At 42.8% G+C, this 19,447-nt stretch carries 17 protein-coding genes and 1 tRNA gene; 4 read left to right on the forward strand and 14 right to left on the reverse strand.

The annotated features are described in order from the left end of the window. Positions 1-58 precede the first annotated feature (58 nt). Positions 59-1,723, forward strand: a complete 1,665-nt coding sequence (locus DXC10_RS02775) for a hypothetical protein (RefSeq protein WP_101542204.1) — start codon at positions 59-61, stop codon at positions 1,721-1,723. Between the two features lie 55 nt (positions 1,724-1,778). Here DXC10_RS02775 and DXC10_RS02780 read toward each other — a convergent pair whose 3' ends face one another. The 3 genes from DXC10_RS02780 to DXC10_RS02790 all read right to left on the reverse strand — a co-directional run bounded on the left by DXC10_RS02780 (position 1,779) and on the right by DXC10_RS02790 (position 6,025). Continuing rightward, positions 1,779-2,705 (reverse strand): magnesium transporter CorA family protein, encoded by a 927-nt coding sequence (locus DXC10_RS02780; protein ID WP_101542205.1) that lies wholly within the window; start codon positions 2,703-2,705, stop codon positions 1,779-1,781. 239 nt (positions 2,706-2,944) lie between these two features. Then, complete coding sequence (locus DXC10_RS02785) at positions 2,945-5,164, reverse strand: thioredoxin-like domain-containing protein (RefSeq protein ID WP_101542206.1); 2,220 nt, start codon at positions 5,162-5,164, stop codon at positions 2,945-2,947. Between the two features lie 81 nt (positions 5,165-5,245). Beyond that, on the reverse strand, positions 5,246-6,025 hold the full coding sequence (locus DXC10_RS02790; protein WP_101542207.1) for a glycoside hydrolase family 16 protein: 780 nt from the start codon (positions 6,023-6,025) through the stop codon (positions 5,246-5,248). Between the two features lie 201 nt (positions 6,026-6,226). Here DXC10_RS02790 and gpmI point away from each other — a divergent pair, with 201 nt between their 5' ends. Beyond that, positions 6,227-7,741, forward strand: a complete 1,515-nt coding sequence (gpmI, locus tag DXC10_RS02795; RefSeq protein WP_101542208.1) for a 2,3-bisphosphoglycerate-independent phosphoglycerate mutase — start codon at positions 6,227-6,229, stop codon at positions 7,739-7,741. Between the two features lie 65 nt (positions 7,742-7,806). On the opposite strand, the gene DXC10_RS16215 is transcribed toward gpmI, so the two are convergent. After that, positions 7,807-8,481, reverse strand: a complete 675-nt coding sequence (locus DXC10_RS16215; RefSeq protein WP_158557809.1) for a hypothetical protein — start codon at positions 8,479-8,481, stop codon at positions 7,807-7,809. Further along, positions 8,366-9,037 (reverse strand): hypothetical protein, encoded by a 672-nt coding sequence (locus DXC10_RS02805; RefSeq protein ID WP_101542210.1) that lies wholly within the window; start codon positions 9,035-9,037, stop codon positions 8,366-8,368. The genes DXC10_RS16215 and DXC10_RS02805 overlap by 116 nt, the downstream gene beginning before the upstream one ends. A 193-nt stretch (positions 9,038-9,230) precedes the next feature. Between DXC10_RS02805 and DXC10_RS02810 the strand changes: the two genes are divergently transcribed. Then, positions 9,231-9,812, forward strand: a complete 582-nt coding sequence (locus DXC10_RS02810; RefSeq protein WP_101542211.1) for a DUF3109 family protein — start codon at positions 9,231-9,233, stop codon at positions 9,810-9,812. Positions 9,813-9,977: 165 nt separating this feature from the next. Here the strand turns inward: DXC10_RS02810 and gyrB are convergent, their stop codons facing one another. The 3 genes from gyrB to DXC10_RS02825 all read right to left on the reverse strand — a co-directional run bounded on the left by gyrB (position 9,978) and on the right by DXC10_RS02825 (position 12,523). Then, positions 9,978-11,951: a DNA topoisomerase (ATP-hydrolyzing) subunit B gene (gene gyrB, locus DXC10_RS02815; RefSeq protein ID WP_101542212.1), complete on the reverse strand. Its 1,974-nt coding sequence runs from the start codon at positions 11,949-11,951 to the stop codon at positions 9,978-9,980. Between the two features lie 206 nt (positions 11,952-12,157). After that, positions 12,158-12,412, reverse strand: a complete 255-nt coding sequence (gene rpsT, locus DXC10_RS02820; protein ID WP_101542213.1) for a 30S ribosomal protein S20 — start codon at positions 12,410-12,412, stop codon at positions 12,158-12,160. Between the two features lie 39 nt (positions 12,413-12,451). Then, positions 12,452-12,523: transfer RNA gene (locus DXC10_RS02825), tRNA-Glu, on the reverse strand. A 285-nt stretch (positions 12,524-12,808) separates the two neighbouring features. Here DXC10_RS02825 and recO point away from each other — a divergent pair. Continuing rightward, positions 12,809-13,537 carry a DNA repair protein RecO gene (gene recO, locus DXC10_RS02830; RefSeq protein ID WP_117737292.1) on the forward strand — a complete coding sequence of 243 codons (729 nt, stop codon included), beginning with the start codon at positions 12,809-12,811 and terminating at the stop codon, positions 13,535-13,537. Positions 13,538-13,548: 11 nt separating this feature from the next. On the opposite strand, the gene DXC10_RS16615 is transcribed toward recO, so the two are convergent. The 6 genes from DXC10_RS16615 to murC form a co-directional block, all read right to left on the reverse strand. After that, positions 13,549-13,674 carry a hypothetical protein gene (locus DXC10_RS16615; protein WP_255419769.1) on the reverse strand — a complete coding sequence of 42 codons (126 nt, stop codon included), beginning with the start codon at positions 13,672-13,674 and terminating at the stop codon, positions 13,549-13,551. A 274-nt stretch (positions 13,675-13,948) separates the two neighbouring features. Beyond that, positions 13,949-14,398, reverse strand: coding sequence for a GatB/YqeY domain-containing protein (locus DXC10_RS02835; RefSeq protein ID WP_101542215.1), 450 nt, complete (start codon positions 14,396-14,398; stop codon positions 13,949-13,951). Between the two features lie 37 nt (positions 14,399-14,435). After that, a complete protein-coding gene (gene ftsZ, locus DXC10_RS02840) occupies positions 14,436-15,755 on the reverse strand; it encodes a cell division protein FtsZ (protein WP_101542216.1) in 1,320 nt (439 codons plus the stop codon). Positions 15,756-15,782: 27 nt separating this feature from the next. Beyond that, positions 15,783-17,195 carry a cell division protein FtsA gene (gene ftsA, locus DXC10_RS02845; RefSeq protein WP_101542217.1) on the reverse strand — a complete coding sequence of 471 codons (1,413 nt, stop codon included), beginning with the start codon at positions 17,193-17,195 and terminating at the stop codon, positions 15,783-15,785. Positions 17,196-17,315: 120 nt separating this feature from the next. Next, positions 17,316-18,053 (reverse strand): cell division protein FtsQ/DivIB, encoded by a 738-nt coding sequence (locus DXC10_RS02850; protein ID WP_101542218.1) that lies wholly within the window; start codon positions 18,051-18,053, stop codon positions 17,316-17,318. After that, positions 18,050-19,438 (reverse strand): UDP-N-acetylmuramate--L-alanine ligase, encoded by a 1,389-nt coding sequence (gene murC / locus DXC10_RS02855; RefSeq protein ID WP_101542219.1) that lies wholly within the window; start codon positions 19,436-19,438, stop codon positions 18,050-18,052. Before murC ends, DXC10_RS02850 begins: the two co-directional genes overlap by 4 nt. Positions 19,439-19,447: the final 9 nt, after the last annotated feature.

Genomic DNA, 19,447 nt, shown 5'->3' on the forward strand with positions numbered 1-19,447 from the left:
TCTTGTGGCTAAGGTTACAGGTATCAACCTCTTTTTTATTATTAAAATATATGCGATCATGAAGAAGACAGTATGTTTTGTTGTAGGGCTTTTTTTCTCTTTTATGGGGATGGCTCAGGAAAATAAAGATGACTTTTCCAACTTTATGAAGGAAGAGATGAAAGACTTCGACAAATTTATAGATGATGCCAATAAAGACTTCATCAACTTCATGCGCGAACCTTGGAAAGAGTTTGAGTCGGAAAAGCCTGTGATAAAAAGGGTAAAACCAGAACCCGAGAAACCCGTGATTTATGATAAGAAGACTGCGCCTAAACATGATAAGCCGGTTTGCTTGAGTATAGAAGAAATACTTGATATGACGACTGAAGCCGGTAAGCAGAAACCTGTGATACAGGTTGAGGAGGTTGATAAGATCACCTTTGATAAACCTGAAGTAATTGTTAAGAAGAAAAAGGAACCGACGGTAATTGTGGTCGAAGAAAAGGTAGTGGACAAGCCGGTTGTTAAACCCAAAAAGAAACCTGTTATAGAAGTAGTTGAAGAAAAACCTGCCGTTGAGGTTGTACCGGTTGTAGTACCGGTGGTAAAACCTGAGAAACCGGTGGCTACTCCTGTCAAGACTACACCGTTGTATGAAGGTGGAAGTAATCGTAACAAGATAATCTATGCCGGACAATCTTTTTATTTAAGTAATGCTTTAGCAGGTAAATGTAAATTGGGTACATTAAACGAAAATGCGATAGCAGATGCTTATGAGGCTTTATGCAGTGCCGATTATAAATCTTTATTAGAAGATTGTGCGCAGATAAAGAAAGATCTGCAATTGAATGATTGGGGAGTCTTTACCCTTATCAAACAAATATCCGATACTTATTGTAGTACGGAGAACGAAAGTATTGTGATGCAGCAGTTCATGCTGAACGAGATGGGTTACAAAGCTCGTATGGCAAGAAAAGCAACCGGTAATAAAATGATGTTGTTTGTTGCTACGGATTGTATGATTTATGCACGTCCTTATATCACGTTGAACGGACAAAACTATTATAATCTGAATGGGGTTAATGAACAATGTCAATTCTATATGTGTCAGAAAGACTCTCCCAAAGCGAAGAATAGGGTCGGTATGCTTCTGCAATCTGCTCCCAACTTTCCGGGTGCTGTTTCAACCTCTACTCATCAAGCGAAAGGAAGTGTTGCAAAAGTGACGGTGGATGTACCCAAACCTTTGATGGATTTTTACAAGAATTATCCTCAATGTGATTATAAAGTTTACTTCAATGCGGCCGTCAATAAAGGCATGGAAAAGACAATCCTCTCCTCTTTGGCTCCTTTGGTACAAGGGAAGAATGAAGCTGATGCCGCCAATATTTTGATAAACTTTGTCCAGACTGCCTTTCAGTATCAGAGAGATGAACAGCAATTTGGCTATGAGAAGCCTTTTTTTGTAGAGGAACTTTTCTATTATCCGTATTCTGATTGTGAAGATCGTGCCATGCTATACTCTTACTTGGTAAGAAAACTGTTGGGGCTTGATGTTGTACTTTTAGACTATCCTGACCACATAGCCACTGCAGTTCGTTTCAAAGGGAATGTAGGTGGCGATTATGTCATGGTAGGAGGACAGAAATACATTGTTTGCGATCCTACGTATATAGGAGCTTCCATCGGAATGACGATGCCTCAGTTTAAAACAGTGGCGGCTAAAGTGCTGAAATATTAAGTGATTATTAGATATCAGGAACTTACACCTGATATCTAATAATAAATTCATTCAATCAAAACCATTTTATTTTTCTGAACCATATAAATGTCAGGGCTGACAGTACCGCCGACAGTAGGATGATAAGCATGAAGGCATGTGGAAAGTTTTCCAGATGGATATTGACGTTCATCCCATAGAAACTGGCTATCAACGTGGGAATCATCAGTGTGATGGAAAGGCTGGTCATACGTTTCATGATGGCATTTACATTGTTGGAGATAATGGAGGCAAAAGCATCCATTGTACCTGTAAGGATATCACTATAAATATTCACTGTATTATAGGCCTGTTTCAGTTCAATAACTACATCCTCCAGTAATTCCAGATCCAGAAAATTCGTATCTTGGAATATATTCTTCAGTCGGCCTATCATTACTTCATTACCACGGATAGAAGTATTGAAGTAGACCAGCGTCTTTTGTAACTTCATCAGTTGCAGGAGGTCTTCGTTACGGATACTTTTTTCCAGTTCTTTTTCTGCGGTAGCTACATCGTTGTTTATTTGTTTCAGATATTTCAGATACCAGACGGCGGAAGAGTAGATTAACCGCAAGATTAAATCCAGTTTATTCCTTACAATAATCGCTTTTCGTTGGGTATGTTGGATAAAATCCGGTATCAGTTCGGTGTGATGATAGCAAACGGAAACAATCGTTCCTTCATTTGTAATAATGCCGATAGGCACGGTAATAAACGGGATACCATGTTGATTACTTTGCATCGGTATACGTAAGATAGTCAACAGCCAGTTACCTTCTTTCTCCGTACGCGGGCGCTCATCCGTATCGGCTATGTCTTCCAGAAATGATTCGGGAACTTTCAGTTCTTGGGTAAGAAATTGGAAATCATTGTCATCCGGGCATTCTACATTTACCCAGCAGTTTGGTTTCCATTCGGCTTTTTCTACAAAGCCGTTTTCACTATAGAGATACTTTCTCATCGTTATTGCCTCCTTTCTTTAGATCCGAACAGAGGCATTGCGATCAACGTCTCCGTCCGCTTTAATTAGTAACACTATTGTACGTTCGTGGGTTTGAATCGTCCATGTTTTTCTATAATTTTATTAAAAGCGCCGTAAAAGTACGCAAATCAGATTAGTATACGTGCTTTTACGGCGCTTTTTTTAGGATTTCTTTGAATGATGCCGCTAAATTGTATATAAACAGAGTTTCACTTTTTTTATTTCGTGTTATTGAATCGTTTCTCTAGATATTGTTTTATATTATAAGAATCTAAATTCTCTTTGGAAATACTTCCGTCTTTTTCCACTAATTCATAATGAGGGATACCATTGAATTGGAACAATTGCCGTAAGTAATTAAATTCAGTTCCCGTGACATAGTAGCAAGCCTCTCCCTTTAAATGCTTTTCTACATACTGATCGTAAGCAGTTTTAGGAGACTCTTTTTCTCCACTGATATAGATAAATTGAAATTCCGGGTGATTTTTGTATTTTTTTCGTAACTCTGCCGTTGCTTCTATGCCTCCACGACATGGTGCACAGGTGGTAGCCCAGAAGTCCACAAACAACACTTTACCCGGATGATTCCGGATGATATTACGGAAAATATCGGTAGCTTTGCCCTCTGGTAACTGATAGGACATTTTCCCTTCTTCGGGATGTGACTCCCTTAGTAATTCTTCGGCTGCTGTTATTAAAACCGGTTCAGTCATTTCTTTCTTAAGACCTTCAACGTACTCGCGGGCCACTTTGTCTGTCTTTATACTCTGCAGTTCGTATTTAAGTTTGCGCACTTTGGATATCTGCCAGAGCAAGGGATTGGCTTTATCGCACAACACATTAATAATAGAGTCTTTACAAAGTCTCATGCTTTTATTCAGGTCTGCCGTGTACTTGTCAATTTCAGTTTGTGTACTAATGTTGTTTATATTCTGCATTCTTATCAGCTGGTAGGCTTTTGTTAACGGGTTCATATATTCAAATCTGTTAATGAATATATTCACATTGGGACCGACGAGCATTGTTTTGTCATTGGCCGGTATTTCTTTTAAGAAGTCATAGTAGGAATTATCTTCCTGTACTTTCAAAACTTTGTTTGTAGAGTCTTGTCGGGCGTAATAAGGTCTGCTCATAAGGAAATTGAGCATTGTTTCTCCAATTTCTTGTGATATGGTATTTCGGATAAGACTTGTGGCTTTTTCTGAAACTCCATAGATATGCTCCAATGAATCACCGATTTGTTTCCATTGAATAGTAAAAGGCCGGAAATGTTCTTTAAACTGGTTAGGGGTCAATGTCTTTTGAGACTTTGATAAATCATTATAGTTGTATGTAATCAGCTTTTTGAGATTATTGGCCAAATAGGATAATGAAGCGCATTTTCCCATGTAAGCTGTGTTTTTAAGGGGGAAATTAGAGTCACGTGCACGTCTTTGTGCAAGTATGTCTTCCCAGTGAATGCACATGGTGAGAGTTTCTCCCGGTTCAATGTAGAATGGAATCCAACTGTTACCGATTGTTGCGAATTGGCAGACAGGGTGTTTTATGAAGAATTTACAATGGAAACTACCGTCAGGGTTAATTTGTATAACGGTAGGGTAGTCATTGCGTGTCATTTCATCGGATAGATAAATCATGCCTGTCTCAAATCCCAAACGGGGGTCGTAGTTGTTGATATAACCTTGCAGAAGTGCACTGTCTGTATGGAAAAAGTCTTGATAACCCTTATCTGCCGTAACGAGAGAGGTTAAACTCCTTTTTTGTGTATATACAGCTTTGGCAGCATGATTGACTGATATTTTACAGTCTCCGTTTTTCTGGGGAGTAAACAGGAGAGAGACTATAGTTCCGTCCTGTTTATCTTTCATGGTCAGTTCAATACGTTTCCCCTTTTTACGGATGTTTTCGTTTCTATATATCCGGTTCTGCATGATGGATATGGAGTCGTAAATGCCAAATTCCCATTTATTGGGTTGTTCTGTACTGAACCAATTGCCTTTGATGCTTTCCAGGGGATTTACTTTTCCTACTTTTTGTGGTACGAGTGAAATGTCATACGTATTGCTTTCTATTCCGTCCGGATCCAGAAGATGGATTGTCCGGGTTTCTTTGGGTAATGGTTCGTATAGGATAACATAATCCATTTCCCCCGATTCGGGCATATAAACTTTTTTATTAGTTTCAATGCCTTCCGTACCTTTGAATTTATACTTTTCCCCGGTATCGGCATCTTCCAGGTAAGAGCTCTCTTGCACCATAATCCACCAGTGGGGGCGAAAGATGACATGTATATATACGCGTGTGCTTTCGGGGGTACGTTCAATGCGGCTGATGTTACGGATACTGCCAGAGCGGGCTTTGAATGTTGGATTGTCGATGGTTTGTGCGGCAAGCATGCCGGATAGCATAAACAAGATGCACAGTGTTATGATTCTCATAATATTATAGGTTTTATATGTTTTTATTGTGTTTCTACAAGGAGAGAACAATGTCTCTTATATCTTTACATAGATTAGATATCAGTTTAATTCATACATTTTGACCCAATCTATTTCCATTTTTACCGGATATTCTTTGGGATCGGCTTTCCCGACCCATGTCCCTTCGATTTGCATATCTATCAAAAGGTAGAAGGGGGTTCCGAACGGATACTGTCCTTTTTTGTTGGTTTCTATGCGTGGGTATGTGAATGTTTGCCGGTCATTGATGGAGAATATCAGGCTGTCGGGGAGTATTTCTACGGCATATACATTGAATTTATCCGGATCGATCGGTCCTGTCGCCCCTTGTTTGGGATTCGTTATTTCCTTCAGTACATAGGTATAGTAAGAGTGCACCGTTTGATAGGCAATGGAATCGTGATTCAATCGTTCCATGATATCTATTTCCCCTCCATCGGGCCATTTGCCTTGGTTGGGTAACATCCAGATAGCCGGCCATGCGCCTTTGGCTCCTTGGAGGCGTGCTTTGACTGCTACTTTCCCGTATGTGATTGTTTTTTTGTCTTTGGTATATATACCACCTGTGATATATGAGGAAGGATCTTCGGGAATAATACCTTTGTTTTCCCTTCCGTAAAGAATCATTTTCCCTTTTTTAACCTTATACAAACTGGGGTGAGAAGACATTTTCCTGTTCCAATCGGAGTTACCCCGGGGAATTTTGCTCCAATAGTCCTCGTTGATCTGTTTCCCTCGAAAGTTCTCTTGCCATACCAGTTTATATTCCGGTTGCTGGGCGGATAGGCTGCCTGCCACAAAAAGGGCACAAACCAAAATGATGTTTTTCAGATGTTTCATAAAGCAAAATGGTATTTTTGAATTTTGAGTAAATTTATGAATAAGTATTGAAATTTGCTCTATTCATGCGAATGTTCTTTTTATGATTCCTTATTTTTTGTTCCAACCATTTTTTTAACAGGCTCTATAAACGTTTAAGTAATCATCTTTTTTTGTACCTTTGCAACCGGAAAACAGAATGATAATTTAAACAAAAATAGTATGAGTAAGAAAGCCCTTTTAATGATTCTTGATGGCTGGGGTGTAGGCGATCAAGGTAAAGATGATGTGATTTTCAACACACCTACTCCCTATTGGGATTCTCTTTTAGCTACTTATCCGCACTCACAGTTGCAGGCTAGTGGTGAGAATGTAGGTTTGCCCGACGGACAGATGGGCAACTCGGAAGTAGGTCATCTCAATATCGGTGCCGGACGTATTGTTTATCAGGATTTGGTGAAAATCAACCGAGCTTGTACCGACAACAGCATTATGAAGAATTCGGAAATCGTTTCTGCTTTCTCTTATGCCAAAGAAAATGGTAAAAATATCCACTTCATGGGATTGACTTCCAATGGTGGTGTACACAGCTCTTTTGACCATCTGTTCAAACTCTGTGATATATCGAAAGAATATGGCATCGAAAATACTTTCATCCATTGCTTTATGGATGGCCGTGATACTGACCCGAAGAGTGGTAAAGGTTTCATTGAGCAACTTACTGCGCATTGCGAAAAGTCAGCCGGTAAGATTGCTTCTATCGTAGGCCGTTTCTATGCAATGGATCGTGATAAACGTTGGGAACGTGTAAAAGTAGCATACGACTTGCTGGTAAACGGTGAAGGAAAGGTCGCTTCCGATATGGTTCAAGCCATGCAGGAATCGTATGATGAAGGTGTGACTGATGAATTCATCAAACCGATTGTCAATGCCAATGTGGACGGAACAATCAAGGAAGGCGATGTTGTGATCTTCTTCAACTACCGTAACGACCGCGCTAAGGAGCTGACCATTGTCTTGACTCAACAAGATATGCCGGAACAGGGTATGCATACCATTCCGGGATTACAGTACTACTGTATGACTCCCTATGATGCATCGTTCAAGGGTGTTCACATCCTTTTCGATAAGGAAAATGTTCAGAATACACTTGGTGAGTATTTGGCGGCCAATGGTAAGACTCAGCTTCACATTGCCGAAACAGAGAAATACGCTCACGTGACATTCTTCTTCAATGGTGGTCGTGAAACTCCGTATGAAGCCGAAGAACGTATCCTCGTTCCTTCCCCGAAAGTTGCTACTTATGACTTGAAACCGGAAATGAGCGCTTACGAAGTGAAAGACAAACTGGTTGAGGCTATCAATACCAAGAAATTCGATTTCATCGTTGTAAACTATGCGAACGGTGATATGGTAGGTCATACCGGTATTTACGAAGCTATCGAGAAAGCTGTAAAGGCTATCGACGAATGTGTGAAAGATACCGTAGAAGCTGCTAAAGCTAATGATTACGAAGTTATCATCATTGCCGACCACGGTAACGCCGACCATGCGTTGAACGAAGACGGTACTCCGAACACCGCTCACTCCTTGAATCCCGTACCGTTTGTTTACGTAACAGCCAATAAGGATGCTAAAGTAGAAAACGGTGTATTGGCTGATGTTGCTCCATCTATTCTTCATATTTTGGGAATGAAGCAACCGACGGAGATGACAGGAAAAGACTTGATAAAATAATATTATCAGAGTTATGAAATAGGAGGGTGTATCTCGTTGAAGTGCACCCTCTTTTTGTATCCCGGCTATCTGGATGCATCTACTTCGTAAGTATTCCTTCTTGATTTTTTATAATAAAATTCATAGCCACACTTCTTACAGGTGTAGTTCTCTTTCCAGTTGGTAACGTGGCTACGTGTTTTGTATTTTTCACGATTATAATAGTCGGTTCTTGTGTTTCCCGATTGTTCGGAATGGCTATACTTATCGCGTGTCTGAGTGTCCGACTGAAAGATGGTACTGTTTTGGTGGCTATTGCCGCGGTCTATTAATGAACGGACACTATGACATCGAGGGCAACGGCTACTTTCCACCCCGCTGGTTACAAAAATGAAACCTCCTATCATGAATCCGGCGAAAAAGGCTGTTTGGAGGATAACGATAATCCAGTCTTCATCGTAACAGAGCCCGATGGTCATGACGTAAAATGTAAATATAACCATGAGTTTGCCGATCCAGCTGACAATAAAGTTAGGTAACGGCTTTATGTAGAAGAATACCCACCGATTGATCCATGACGGCAGGAATGCGAGGAAGCCGAAGAATAGTATGAGAAGAATGCCGCTTACGATTTCTCTTACCTGCCTACCCCCCAATTGATATAGATTGAAGAAGCTGAAGCGTGGGAAGATGTAATAGTCGTTCCCGGCAGTAATCATGAATGGCTTCCATTTGGATATGGCGATAAAATGAACTCTCATGAGAGCTGGTCGTACCTATATGCTGATAGCAGGCAATCCGGTCATTGCCTGTTTTGATTACGCTCTGTGCTGGCTTCAAAATTTGTTCTACTTCCTGAAAACTCTTTCCTGTAAGTTCTTTCTTAAGATAGTTCAACGAAAGATATCTTCCTGCGAAGGTTTCGGTCATTGGCAACTTAGGTAAGATTTTCATATCCAGTTCTTTGTAGGAATATTCCTTAAGTTCGTTTTGTGAAGTCCTGCCATATAGTACTAACTTTTTTTCTTTTCCTTTAACCCCTATTTTCTCAATCGTTACACTGTCCTTTTTGTTGTCCTTCAATGCTAAACGTCTACTGATGATAATTTCCGGGAGAGGGCACAAAAGGCGGGTACTGTCTGCTAATTCGATGACGCACGGCACACTGGCTGTGAACCATTCTTCGTGAGACAAGTCGAATTTACGATCAAAGCTTATAGCCAGTACTTTTACTTTTGTTCCTGTGGGGATTGTTCTTTTGCGTTCCTTCTTGTTCTTTTGGGACAGAGTGTCAGGCAAGGAAGTTTCATGGGGCATGAGGATACATACAGCATAATTGCAAAAAGAGATGTTGATAGTGATGGATGGATTGCTTTCATGATATTAGTAGTTTGTTTTTTGCCGGAGATAAGTAAAAATTCGAGAAAAGAAAGAAGGTTATATCTGTTTTGTTTGTGGGTAATGATAGGTTATTGTACTTTTGCAGTCAATTTTGGAAATATCTGGACTTATGATACAAATAGGCGATGTTGTAGTCTCTTTCGATGTGCTGCGTGAAAAGTTTCTTTGCAATTTAGATGCATGTAAAGGTGCCTGTTGCATAGAAGGTGATGCCGGAGCGCCCGTTGAGTTGGAAGAAGTAGAAAAGTTGGAAGAGATATTACCGGTGATTTGGGAAGAACTTGCTCCCGAAGCACGTGCTATAATAGAGAAGCAAGGGGTAGTTTATACTGATCAGGAAGGAGACCTGGTTACCTCCATTGTAAATGGTAAAGACTGTGTGTTTACTTGCTATGATGATAAAGGTTGTTGTTATTGTGCCATAGAAAAGGCGTATAGAGCGGGAAAGACGGATTTCTATAAACCCGTTTCCTGTCATTTATATCCTATCAGGGTAGGAGATTATGGTTCTTATAAGGCTGTGAACTACAATCGGTGGGATGTTTGCAAAGCGGCTGTATTGTTGGGTAAAAAAGAAGACCTGCCCGTTTTTAAGTTTTTGAAAGAACCGTTGATACGTAAGTTCGGTGAAGATTGGTATGCGGAACTGGAGTTGGTAGCAGAAGAAATGAAGAAACAGAATATATTGTGATAAATGATGATTTCCCGCGGTATCTTTTTGGATTCCCTTTTATCACAATAAAGAAAAGCTCCGGTCAACAGGGATTTCCTGTCCGTCCGGAGCTTCTTCGTTGTAAGATGTGAGGTTAGTTAATAAAAACGTATTTAGGAATTTGCCTTCCGGCATTTCCCCTTGTTAAGCGTCTATATTTGCATAGGTTGCATTAGCTTCAATGAAATCGCGGCGCGGGCTAACATCTTCACCCATCAGCATGGAGAAGACATAATCTGCTTCGGCGGCACTTTCAAGATGTACCTGCTTCAGCATACGGTTTTCCGGATTCATGGTTGTTTCCCATAACTGTTCCGGATTCATCTCACCCAAACCTTTGTAACGTTGGGTATGAATTGCATTTTCCGAACCGCCACCGTAAGTGTCGATAAACTTCTGACGCTGTTGGTCTGTCCAACAATATTCTTTTACCTTGCCCTTTGTGCAAAGATAGAGCGGAGGAGTAGCAATATACAGATACCCTTGTTGGATAACTTGTGGGAAGTAACGGAAGAAAAGCGTCATAATCAACGTGTCGATGTGAGAACCATCGACATCGGCATCGGTCATAATAATCACTTTTTTGTAGCGCAACTTATCTATATTCGCCTCTTTGCTGTCTTCGCTGTCTACACCGAAACGTATACCCAATGCTTGGATGATGTTATTTACTTCGTCGCTTTCGAATGCTTTATGCCACATGGCTTTCTCTACATTCAGGATTTTACCGCGAAGCGGCAGAATGGCTTGGAACGTGCGGTTACGTCCTTGCTTGGCAGAACCGCCTGCCGAGTCACCCTCGACCAAGAACAATTCACATTCATCCGGATCCTTGCTGGAACAGTCGGCCAACTTACCCGGCATACCACCGCCTGACATCGGTGACTTGCGTTGTACCGATTCGCGGGCTTTACGGGCAGCAACACGGGCGGTGGCGGCAAGAATTACTTTTTCTACAATCAGTTTGGCTTCTTTAGGATGTTCCTCCAGATAATAATTCAAGGCCTCACCCACTGCTTGATTGACAGCACCACTTACTTCGCTGTTACCCAGCTTCGTTTTGGTCTGCCCTTCAAATTGGGGTTCAGCTACTTTTACGGAGATAACGGCTATCAGACCTTCACGGAAGTCTTCACCTGATATTTCCACTTTGGCTTTCTCCAATTGTTTAGCGCAGGTGTCTTCGCCATATTTCTTCAATACACGTGTCAGTGCGGCACGGAAACCGCCTTCGTGCGTACCGCCTTCTTTGGTATTGATGTTGTTAACGTAAGAGTGCAGATTTTCGCGGTAACCAGTATTGTACATGATGGCACACTCGATGGGTACACCTGCTTTTTCTGTATTCAGATAAATTACATCATCAAAGAGTGGTGTGTTATTACTGTTCAGGTAACGCACAAATTCTTTCACACCTTCTTCGGAATGGAATAGTTCGGTTTGCGGATTGCCTTCTTCATCTTTTGTACGGAGGTCGGTCAGCGTAATGCTGATACCCTTGTTCAGATAAGCAAGTTCGCGTAGGCGTGACTGAAGAGTGCTGTATTTGTATTCGGTAACAGTGAAGATACTATCATCCGGCCAAAAGACCTGCTTGGTACCTGTGAGAGATAGATCGCAAGTCCCTACTTCCTTAACGGAATACAACGGCTTGCCGAATTCGTATTCTTGCTGGTAAATCTTGCCGTTACGGAACACCTGGGTAGTCATGTGTTTGGAAAGCGCGTTTACGCACGATACACCCACACCGTGAAGACCGCCGGAAACCTTATAGGAACCTTTGTCGAATTTACCACCGGCATGTAGTACGGTCATTACAACTTCTAATGCGGATTTTTGTTCTTTTTCGTGGAAGTCTACGGGAATACCGCGCCCGTTGTCTTGTACGGTGATGGAGTTGTCTTCGTTGATGGTGACCTCAATGTGGTCGCAGTAACCAGCCATTGCTTCGTCAATGGAGTTATCTACTACTTCATACACCAGATGGTGCAAGCCGTTTTCGCTGATGTCGCCGATATACATGGCGGGACGTTTACGTACAGCCTCTAAACCTTCCAATACTTGGATGTTGCTGGCCGAATAATTGTTTTCGCCGTTTATCTTTTCTTCTTCAGTCATAATCTAATTTTACTTAATGTAATAACAGAGCAAATATAGTGAAATTTCTTGAGATAGGATGCTAAACGAATAGAGAAATTTGGGTCGTTTACGGCTTTTTTGCACCGTGGAAAATGGTAGGGGGATATGCCGGATGGATGGTTAGAACGCAAAGAAAGCCGGACTGAAAAGTCCAGCTTCTTATATCTTTTGTGTAATCGGTTTGCTTAACCCAACTTATTGATGTAAAGCGCCAACTTAGATTTTAAGTTGTTTGCTTTGTTTTTGTGAATAACATTAGTCTTTGCCAATTTATCCAACATTTTTGTAAGTGCGGGAAACATAGCTGTAGCTTCAGCTTTATCTGTAGTCGCACGAAGCTTACGAACAGCATTTCTCATGGTTTTGCCATAATATCTGTTGTGAAGTCTTCTGGTTTCTTCTTGTCTGATTCTCTTCAGTGATGATTTGTGATTTGCCATCTCGACTAATCTTTTTTAATTCGTTTATTTTTTTAATTGTAGCCCGTGGGGGAATCGAACCCCCCTTTCAAGAATGAAAATCTTGCGTCCTAACCGATAGACGAACGGGCCATCCTGTAGTGAGCGTTTCCGCTCTTGCATCCGGCATTTCTTTCGTTTGCGGTTGCAAAGGTAGAAACTATTTTTGAATTACCAAAACATTCCTAAGAAAAAATAATACTATTCTTCTCTATTTTTGTGTTTTCTTCGTTTTATTATTTGATTATCAGTGCGATATGTGCTTTCATTTTTTTATCCTTTTCCTATCGTTTTTTTATTTCTTCCTGTTTCTTCTGCATTGTTTCGTTCTTTTTTTATAGCTTTGTTATCGGATTGAAATCAGATAAGAAACCGGAAATGTTACAGAAAACGCTGGGTATTGTGTTGCATACCCTTAAATACAAAGATACCTCTATGATTGTAGATATATATACGGAGGTAGTCGGAAGGGCGTCTTTTATGGTGTCTGTACCCCGTTCGCGCAAGGCGGCAGTGAGGCCGGTACTTTTCCAGCCATTGGCTTTAGTGGAGTTGGAAGCCGATTTCCGTTCCAATACCTCTATATATAAGATAAAGGAGGCAAAGTCTTTTTATCCGTTTTCCACGCTCCCTTACGATCCTTATAAATCTGCCATTGCCCTTTTTCTCTCGGAATTTCTGTACCGGGCTGTTCGTGAGGAGACGGAGAACCGTCCCCTCTTTGCTTATCTGCAACATTCCATCATCTGGTTGGACGAATGCCGTGCGGGATTTACCAATTTTCATTTGGTCTTTCTGATGCGTTTGTCCCGGTTTCTCGGTTTGTACCCCAATCTGGAAAATTATTCCAACGGCGATTATTTTGATTTGCAGAATGCGTGCTTCACTTCATTGCGTCCGCAACTTCATTCTCACTATATCGGTCCCGAAGAATCTTCCCGCCTGACGATGCTGATGCGCATGAATTATGAAACCATGCACCTTTTCACGATGAACCGTACAGAGCGTGCGCGTTGTCTGATGATAATGAATGAGTATTACCGTTTGCATCTGCCGGATTTCCCCATATTGAAGTCTTTGGAAGTACTGAAGGAGTTATTCGATTAGTCTGTGTTCATCTATTCCCGTTCCCATGAAGGGTTACTTCCGTTTCTATAAAGAGAAACGCCCGTTCCCATTGTAGGAAACTGCGGTTCCCATTGTAGGAAACTGTCGTTTCCATTAACGGAAATTCTTGTTCCCATGAAAGGAAACGCTCGTTCCCTATGGGCAGGAAACTTCATGGCATTCTTTACCAGTGCAATAGGTGTAGTGTTTGGAGTGAGAAAAGCGAGAGGATTTAGTGGATAAATGAGCTTAATATAGAGTAATGGCAGCCCTCACGCAGGATAAGGATAAGTTTTGGGGAAGAGGAGGCAGAAAAAACTTGCCGCCATCCTTAACGATAATTTTTAGGAATTTATCGCAAAAGGATGGCGGCAAGTTATGGTATAAACGACTTTTGTTTCAGCGTTTTTTTTATCCCAGCAGTTCCTTTACTTTGGCTGAGATGGCACGACCTTCGGCAAGTCCGGCGAGCTTTTTGCTGGCTACGCCCATTACTTTACCCATGTCTTTGCCACTTGTGGCACCTGTTTCGGCAATGATTTCTTTCAAGGCAATTTCCAGTTCTTCAGGGGTCATTTGCTTGGGCAGATAGGCTTCCATCACTTTTACTTGCGCCATCTCGGCATCTGCCAAATCCGTACGGCCTTGTTCTATATACATTCCGGCGGAGTCTTTACCTTGCTTTACTAGTTTTTGGATAATCTTCAAAGCATCTGCATCGCTAAGAGTATCGTTTGCTCCCGGAGCGGTTTTAGCTTCAAGGAACACTTTCTTTACATTTCTCAAGGCGTCGAGAGCTACTTTGTCTTTGGCTTTCATTGCGGTTTTAATGTCTTCGCTGACTTTCTCAAATAAGTCCATAAGATATATTGTTTTAAAGTTGTTTTATAGTTATCATTTAGAAAGTGATAATTCCCCCTTCACCGGTTCCTGCTTCCGTCTCTTGTGCCTCTTTAGTAGCAAGTTGCCCCTCTTCTTCGGCTTTGGTCTTGATGGCGGCGAGTGTACTCTTGTCGCGTGTATAAGTGGGGGAATTTTCTACCATGCTGATGATGTCGGCATTATCCAAGTCTTCGGGATTGAAGAGATAGATGTGGCGACGTCGGGTACGTTGGTATTTGATGTTGGCATCCTTGCCGTAATACACTTCGCGGCGGCTACGTTTCTGTTCTTCTTCCTCCTCCAGTTCGGCAAGGCGCTTTTGTTCTTCGGCGGTACGCTGTGTGATGCGGTCGTCCATTTCCTTCATGTGGATATCCTGGATACCGAAACCGGTGGCAAGCAAGGTAATCTTCACTTTTTGTTCCAGTTTGTCATCGATAGCCATACCGAATTTGGTCTCGAAGTCGCGGCTGAATCGGTTCATGAATTCTTTAACCTCGTCCATTTCACTCATCATCAGTTTATGTTGTGAACTGTAGGAGATATTGAGCAATACCTTCTTGGAGTTGAAAATATCATTGTTGTTCAGCAATGGAGAATGTTGGGCGTTCTGGATAGCCATGCTTACACGGTTGTCTCCTTCACCATATCCGGTACTCATGATGGCTACACCGCCGTCTTTCAGTACGGTCTTGACGTCGTTGAAGTCGAGATTGACCTTTCCGTGCAGGGTGATGATCTCAGCAATGCTTTTGGCGGCTACCGAGAGCGTATCGTCTGCCTTGTCGAAGGCATCGTCTACGGAGAGTTCACTGTATATTTCGCTCAGCTTTTCGTTGTTGATAACCAGCAATGCATCTACGTGCTTACTGATTTCCTCTACACCGTCCAGTGCCTGGTCTATCTTCTTGTCGCCTTCCCAACGGAACGGGATGGTGACGATACCGATGGTCAGTATATCCATTTCCTTGGCAGTCTGCGCGATGATGGGGGCGGCACCTGTACCCGTACCACCGCCCATACCGGCAGTGATGAATACCATTTTAGTACCGTCGTTCAGCATGTTTTTAATGTCTTCGATACTTTCTTCCGCAGCCTTGCGGGCACGTGCGGGACGATTGCCGGCACCCAGTCCTTCCTTACCCAGTTGTAACTTGACCGGTACAGGGGAGTCCTTCAATGCCTGGTTATCTGTGTTACACAGCACGAACGTCACATCATGTATACCTTCCCGGTACATGTGGTTTACGGCATTGCCGCCACCTCCACCCACACCAATGACTTTGATGATTTTCGGTGAGTCAGTCGGGAAATCGAATTGTACTATATCGTCCATAATAATTTAATTTTCTAATCCACTTTATTACTTCATGTCCTCGTCTGAGAAAATCTCGTTGGAGAGTTTGTTGAAAGTCTTTTCAAACCAGCTTGGACCTTTCTTCTTCTCTTTCTCCTTTTTCTCGCGCTCTTTACGTTCTTTCTCTCTGCGTTCTTTCTCTTCCTTCTCACGTTGTGCTTTGGCTGCGCGGGCAGCGGCTTCCTGTTCTTTCAGGGTTTCATCATCACCAAACATGTCAACAGGTTTGGGGGGTACGTTGCTGCTCGATTGTGCGGACTTGGTCTCTTGCATGCAGCAGTTTTCGTTACCGGCGGCAAGGAGTCCCAGCAGCGTATTCTGCATACCGTCTTTGCGAAGCACGTCGCTATAACCGTGGATGGTGTTATGCACAAACTTCACGGTTTTGACCTTGTCTATCTTGCTCAGTTTGCGGAACGCTTCTTCGGTGTTTTTAAGGTTGGCGCTGCCACCGGTAAAGATTACGCCGGAAAACAGCTTGTCTTCGTAACCGGACAACTGTAACTGGTTCCACACATTGGCGAGGATTTCTTCCGTGCGGGCTTCTACGATACTATTCAGAATAGCCAGTTCGATGGTACGTCCGTCTTCCAGCGTGCATACAACGGGTGTTTCCGTTTCTTCCTCTTCTTCGTAAAGAGCGTTGCCGTACTGCAGTTTCAGCTTTTCGGCATCTTCTTCTTCCATTTGAAGGGAGGTGATGTCACGGGTGATATTGTTTCCACCCAGCGGCAATACACTCAGGTAGCGGAGGATGTTATTTTTATATACGGAGATGGTAGTGGTATCGGCACCGAAATCTACCAAAGCACAACCCGACCGCATTTCATTTTCCGTCAATACGGCATTAGCTAAGGCGGTGGGGGCAATGAGTAAATCCGCAATCTCCACTTTGGCCGACTCAAAGCTGTATTCCAGGTTTTTTCTGAGCGAAGCACGGGCAACAATATTGAGGAACTGACCGGTGATATGTTGACCTGCTACCCCTACCGGATCTACTTGCAGGTTGTTGTCTATCTTATATTCCTGAGGGGCTACATCCAGTACACTCATGTCTGCCAGAGGAACTTCAAGATTTTCATCACAGATGGAGTCCACCAGTTCCTGCGAGATGATGCCTTCTTCTTCCAGTGTACGGCTTACCGCATTTTTGATTGTGCGCAGTGACTGCCCGCCGATGCCTACATATACTTTAGCGATAGAGTTGTTTAACTGGCTTTCCAGTTTGTTGATGATGGAAGTCAGGGCTTGTGCGGTTTTATCGATGTTGTAGATGATACCTTTGCGTATAAACGAAGAGGCATCTTCACGAGCATAAGCCAACACCTGGATACTTCCGTCACTGTTCTTCTTTCCGGCGATGCCGGAAATCTTGGAAGAACTCAACTCAATAGCGGCGATAAAATCTGTTGTTGCCATATCTATTTATTTACTGTTTAACGATTTACTATTTACTATTTACTATTTACTGCATTACTCAAGAAGGAGTTATTCAACTATCAAAAATTTAGACTATTAAATCGTAAATAGCCAATCCTCTTATTTTCTTTTTGTGCAGATAATCTGGTTACCAAACTCAACGCTGATACGGGAGTATTTGTTCCAGCCCACCTGGTTTAATCCTTTTTCGTAAAAAGCCTTGACCCGCTTCAATTTCTGTTCAAAGCCGTCCAGCTTACCGAGGTAGATGATGTGATCACCGACACGCGGCACCAATTCGATATTTCTACCCGGCAGTACGTGAATTTGTTCAATCTGTGCATCCCAAAACAAATTCCTTTGCAAAAATACACCAAACTTATATAAATCCCTCATGGCAAACGACTTTTCTACATTTCCGGTTACAACTGCGAGGTGCGCCACACACTTTGCATCGGGTGGCATCACGGTACCTTTGTTGTCCAGATAGTAATTTTCGCCGTTGGAACTCATGATCCTCAAAATGGGAATACGCTGGGTTACTTCGATACAGAGCTTGCCACTGGGAGTCTTGTAACATTCCACGCGGTCGATAAGCGGATGTTTGGATAATATCTGTTCCAAAGTCTTGGTGCGGATGCGGTCCAGGTCTTTACCGATGGGGCTGATACCTTTCTTTTCCAGTATGGCGGCTACTTCCTTTTTCGTGATGAAGCCGGCATACACCGAGTCTTTGACAACCAGCTCTACATCACGGCACACCAGACCGGCAGGTTTTCGGTTGAAAGCGGTGATAGCCACTACCAGATAGGCAATGACAAGCAACAGGACGATAGAAAGTAAAATCCGTTTTATCATATCTTCATTCTCTGCTTGAGCAGTTCGGCTATTTCGGGTACATAATTATCAAGATCACCTGCTCCCAGTACTATCAATACCTCGATAGGTTTCTGAGATAGCAGGTTCAGTACTTCTTCTTTCTTGCAAATACATTTCTCGATGCCCGGGCGCAGATTGTCGTATATCAGACGGCTGGTGACACCGGGGATGGGTTGTTCGCGTGCCGGATAAATTTCCGTCAGGATTACCTCATCCAACAAAGACAAGCTGTCGGCAAAGTCTTTGTAGAAATCGCGGGTGCGGGTATAGAGATGGGGTTGGAAGATGGCGGTTATCTTCTTGTCTTGATACAACTCACGGATGGACTTCACGCTTTGAGCTATTTCGGCAGGGTGGTGGGCATAGTCACTGAGGAATACGATTTGATTGTTCTTCAATTTGAAGTCGAAACGGCGATCTACACCATGGAAGTTGGCCATACCTTGTTTTATTTCTTCGTCGGTAACTCCATTCAGGTGAGCAAGTGCCATGGCGGCTACACCATTTTCGATGTTGATACTGACGGGTACACCTAATTGGATATCATTGATACGGGTGTCCGGGGCAACAAAATCAATGAATATTTCACCATTTCCGATACGGATGTTCTCGGCATGAAAATCGCCTTCGTTACGGGAATAGGTATAGGTCTTGACACTCGGTTGTACCTCTGGTTTAACGGTCAGGCCTTTGTGAAGAATCAGGGCACCTCCCGGTTGGATAAGGGTAGTGTAGTGGCGGAAGCTTTCGAGATAGGCTTCTGCTGTTCCATAGATATCCAGATGATCGGGATCGGTAGCGGTGATAACACTCATATAGGGGGAAAGCCAATGGAAAGAACGGTCGAACTCATCAGCTTCGATGACAGTATAGGGACTGGTTTGTGACAGCAGAAGATTAGTACCGTAATTCTTGGAGATACCACCAAGGAAGGCGGTACAGCCTACGTGGGACTGATGTAACAGATGGGCGGCCATTGTACTGGTAGTGGTCTTTCCATGCGTACCGGCTACACAAAGTCCTTTGCTACTGCGGGTAATGATACCCAATACTTGAGAGCGTTTCAGTATCTCGAAACCGTTCTCGCGGAAATAGGCCAGTTCGGCATGCTCTTGCGGTACGGCGGGGGTATAGACTACTAAAGTCGTTACCGGATCTTTGCAGCTTTCGGGGATGAGGCTGGCGTCTTCTTTATAATGTATCTGGGCGCCTTCGGCTATCAGGTGTCCGGTCAGCTCGCTCGGAGTACGGTCGTAACCTGCAACAAACTTACCTTTGGAGAGGAAGTAGCGTATCAGGGCACTCATGCCAATGCCACCGGCACCGACGAAATAAACGGATTTGATTATATCTATATCTTTCATTGTTTTATT

The organism is Bacteroides sp. OM08-11 (genome assembly GCF_003438665.1).
Taxonomy (GTDB): domain Bacteria; phylum Bacteroidota; class Bacteroidia; order Bacteroidales; family Bacteroidaceae; genus Bacteroides; species Bacteroides cutis.

What these genes read in the sequence shown, in the direction of transcription:
- gpmI (WP_101542208.1), top strand. Translation starts at nt 6,227, where the DNA reads ATGAGTAAGAAAGCCCTTTTAATGATTCTTGATGGCTGGGGTGTAGGC.
- ftsZ (WP_101542216.1), bottom strand. Translation starts at nt 15,755, where the DNA reads ATGGACGATATAGTACAATTCGATTTCCCGACTGACTCACCGAAAATC.
- murC (WP_101542219.1), bottom strand. Translation starts at nt 19,438, where the DNA reads ATGAAAGATATAGATATAATCAAATCCGTTTATTTCGTCGGTGCCGGT.
- DXC10_RS16615 (WP_255419769.1), bottom strand. Translation starts at nt 13,674, where the DNA reads ATGGGAACAAGAATTTCCGTTAATGGAAACGACAGTTTCCTACAATGG.
- DXC10_RS02835 (WP_101542215.1), bottom strand. Translation starts at nt 14,398, where the DNA reads ATGGACTTATTTGAGAAAGTCAGCGAAGACATTAAAACCGCAATGAAA.
- rpsT (WP_101542213.1), bottom strand. Translation starts at nt 12,412, where the DNA reads ATGGCAAATCACAAATCATCACTGAAGAGAATCAGACAAGAAGAAACC.
- DXC10_RS02810 (WP_101542211.1), top strand. Translation starts at nt 9,231, where the DNA reads ATGATACAAATAGGCGATGTTGTAGTCTCTTTCGATGTGCTGCGTGAA.
- DXC10_RS02775 (WP_101542204.1), top strand. Translation starts at nt 59, where the DNA reads ATGAAGAAGACAGTATGTTTTGTTGTAGGGCTTTTTTTCTCTTTTATG.
- DXC10_RS02790 (WP_101542207.1), bottom strand. Translation starts at nt 6,025, where the DNA reads ATGAAACATCTGAAAAACATCATTTTGGTTTGTGCCCTTTTTGTGGCA.
- DXC10_RS02780 (WP_101542205.1), bottom strand. Translation starts at nt 2,705, where the DNA reads ATGAGAAAGTATCTCTATAGTGAAAACGGCTTTGTAGAAAAAGCCGAA.
- DXC10_RS02850 (WP_101542218.1), bottom strand. Translation starts at nt 18,053, where the DNA reads ATGATAAAACGGATTTTACTTTCTATCGTCCTGTTGCTTGTCATTGCC.
- DXC10_RS02785 (WP_101542206.1), bottom strand. Translation starts at nt 5,164, where the DNA reads ATGAGAATCATAACACTGTGCATCTTGTTTATGCTATCCGGCATGCTT.
- DXC10_RS02805 (WP_101542210.1), bottom strand. Translation starts at nt 9,037, where the DNA reads ATGCCCCATGAAACTTCCTTGCCTGACACTCTGTCCCAAAAGAACAAG.
- ftsA (WP_101542217.1), bottom strand. Translation starts at nt 17,195, where the DNA reads ATGGCAACAACAGATTTTATCGCCGCTATTGAGTTGAGTTCTTCCAAG.
- recO (WP_117737292.1), top strand. Translation starts at nt 12,809, where the DNA reads ATGTTACAGAAAACGCTGGGTATTGTGTTGCATACCCTTAAATACAAA.
- gyrB (WP_101542212.1), bottom strand. Translation starts at nt 11,951, where the DNA reads ATGACTGAAGAAGAAAAGATAAACGGCGAAAACAATTATTCGGCCAGC.
- DXC10_RS16215 (WP_158557809.1), bottom strand. Translation starts at nt 8,481, where the DNA reads ATGAGAGTTCATTTTATCGCCATATCCAAATGGAAGCCATTCATGATT.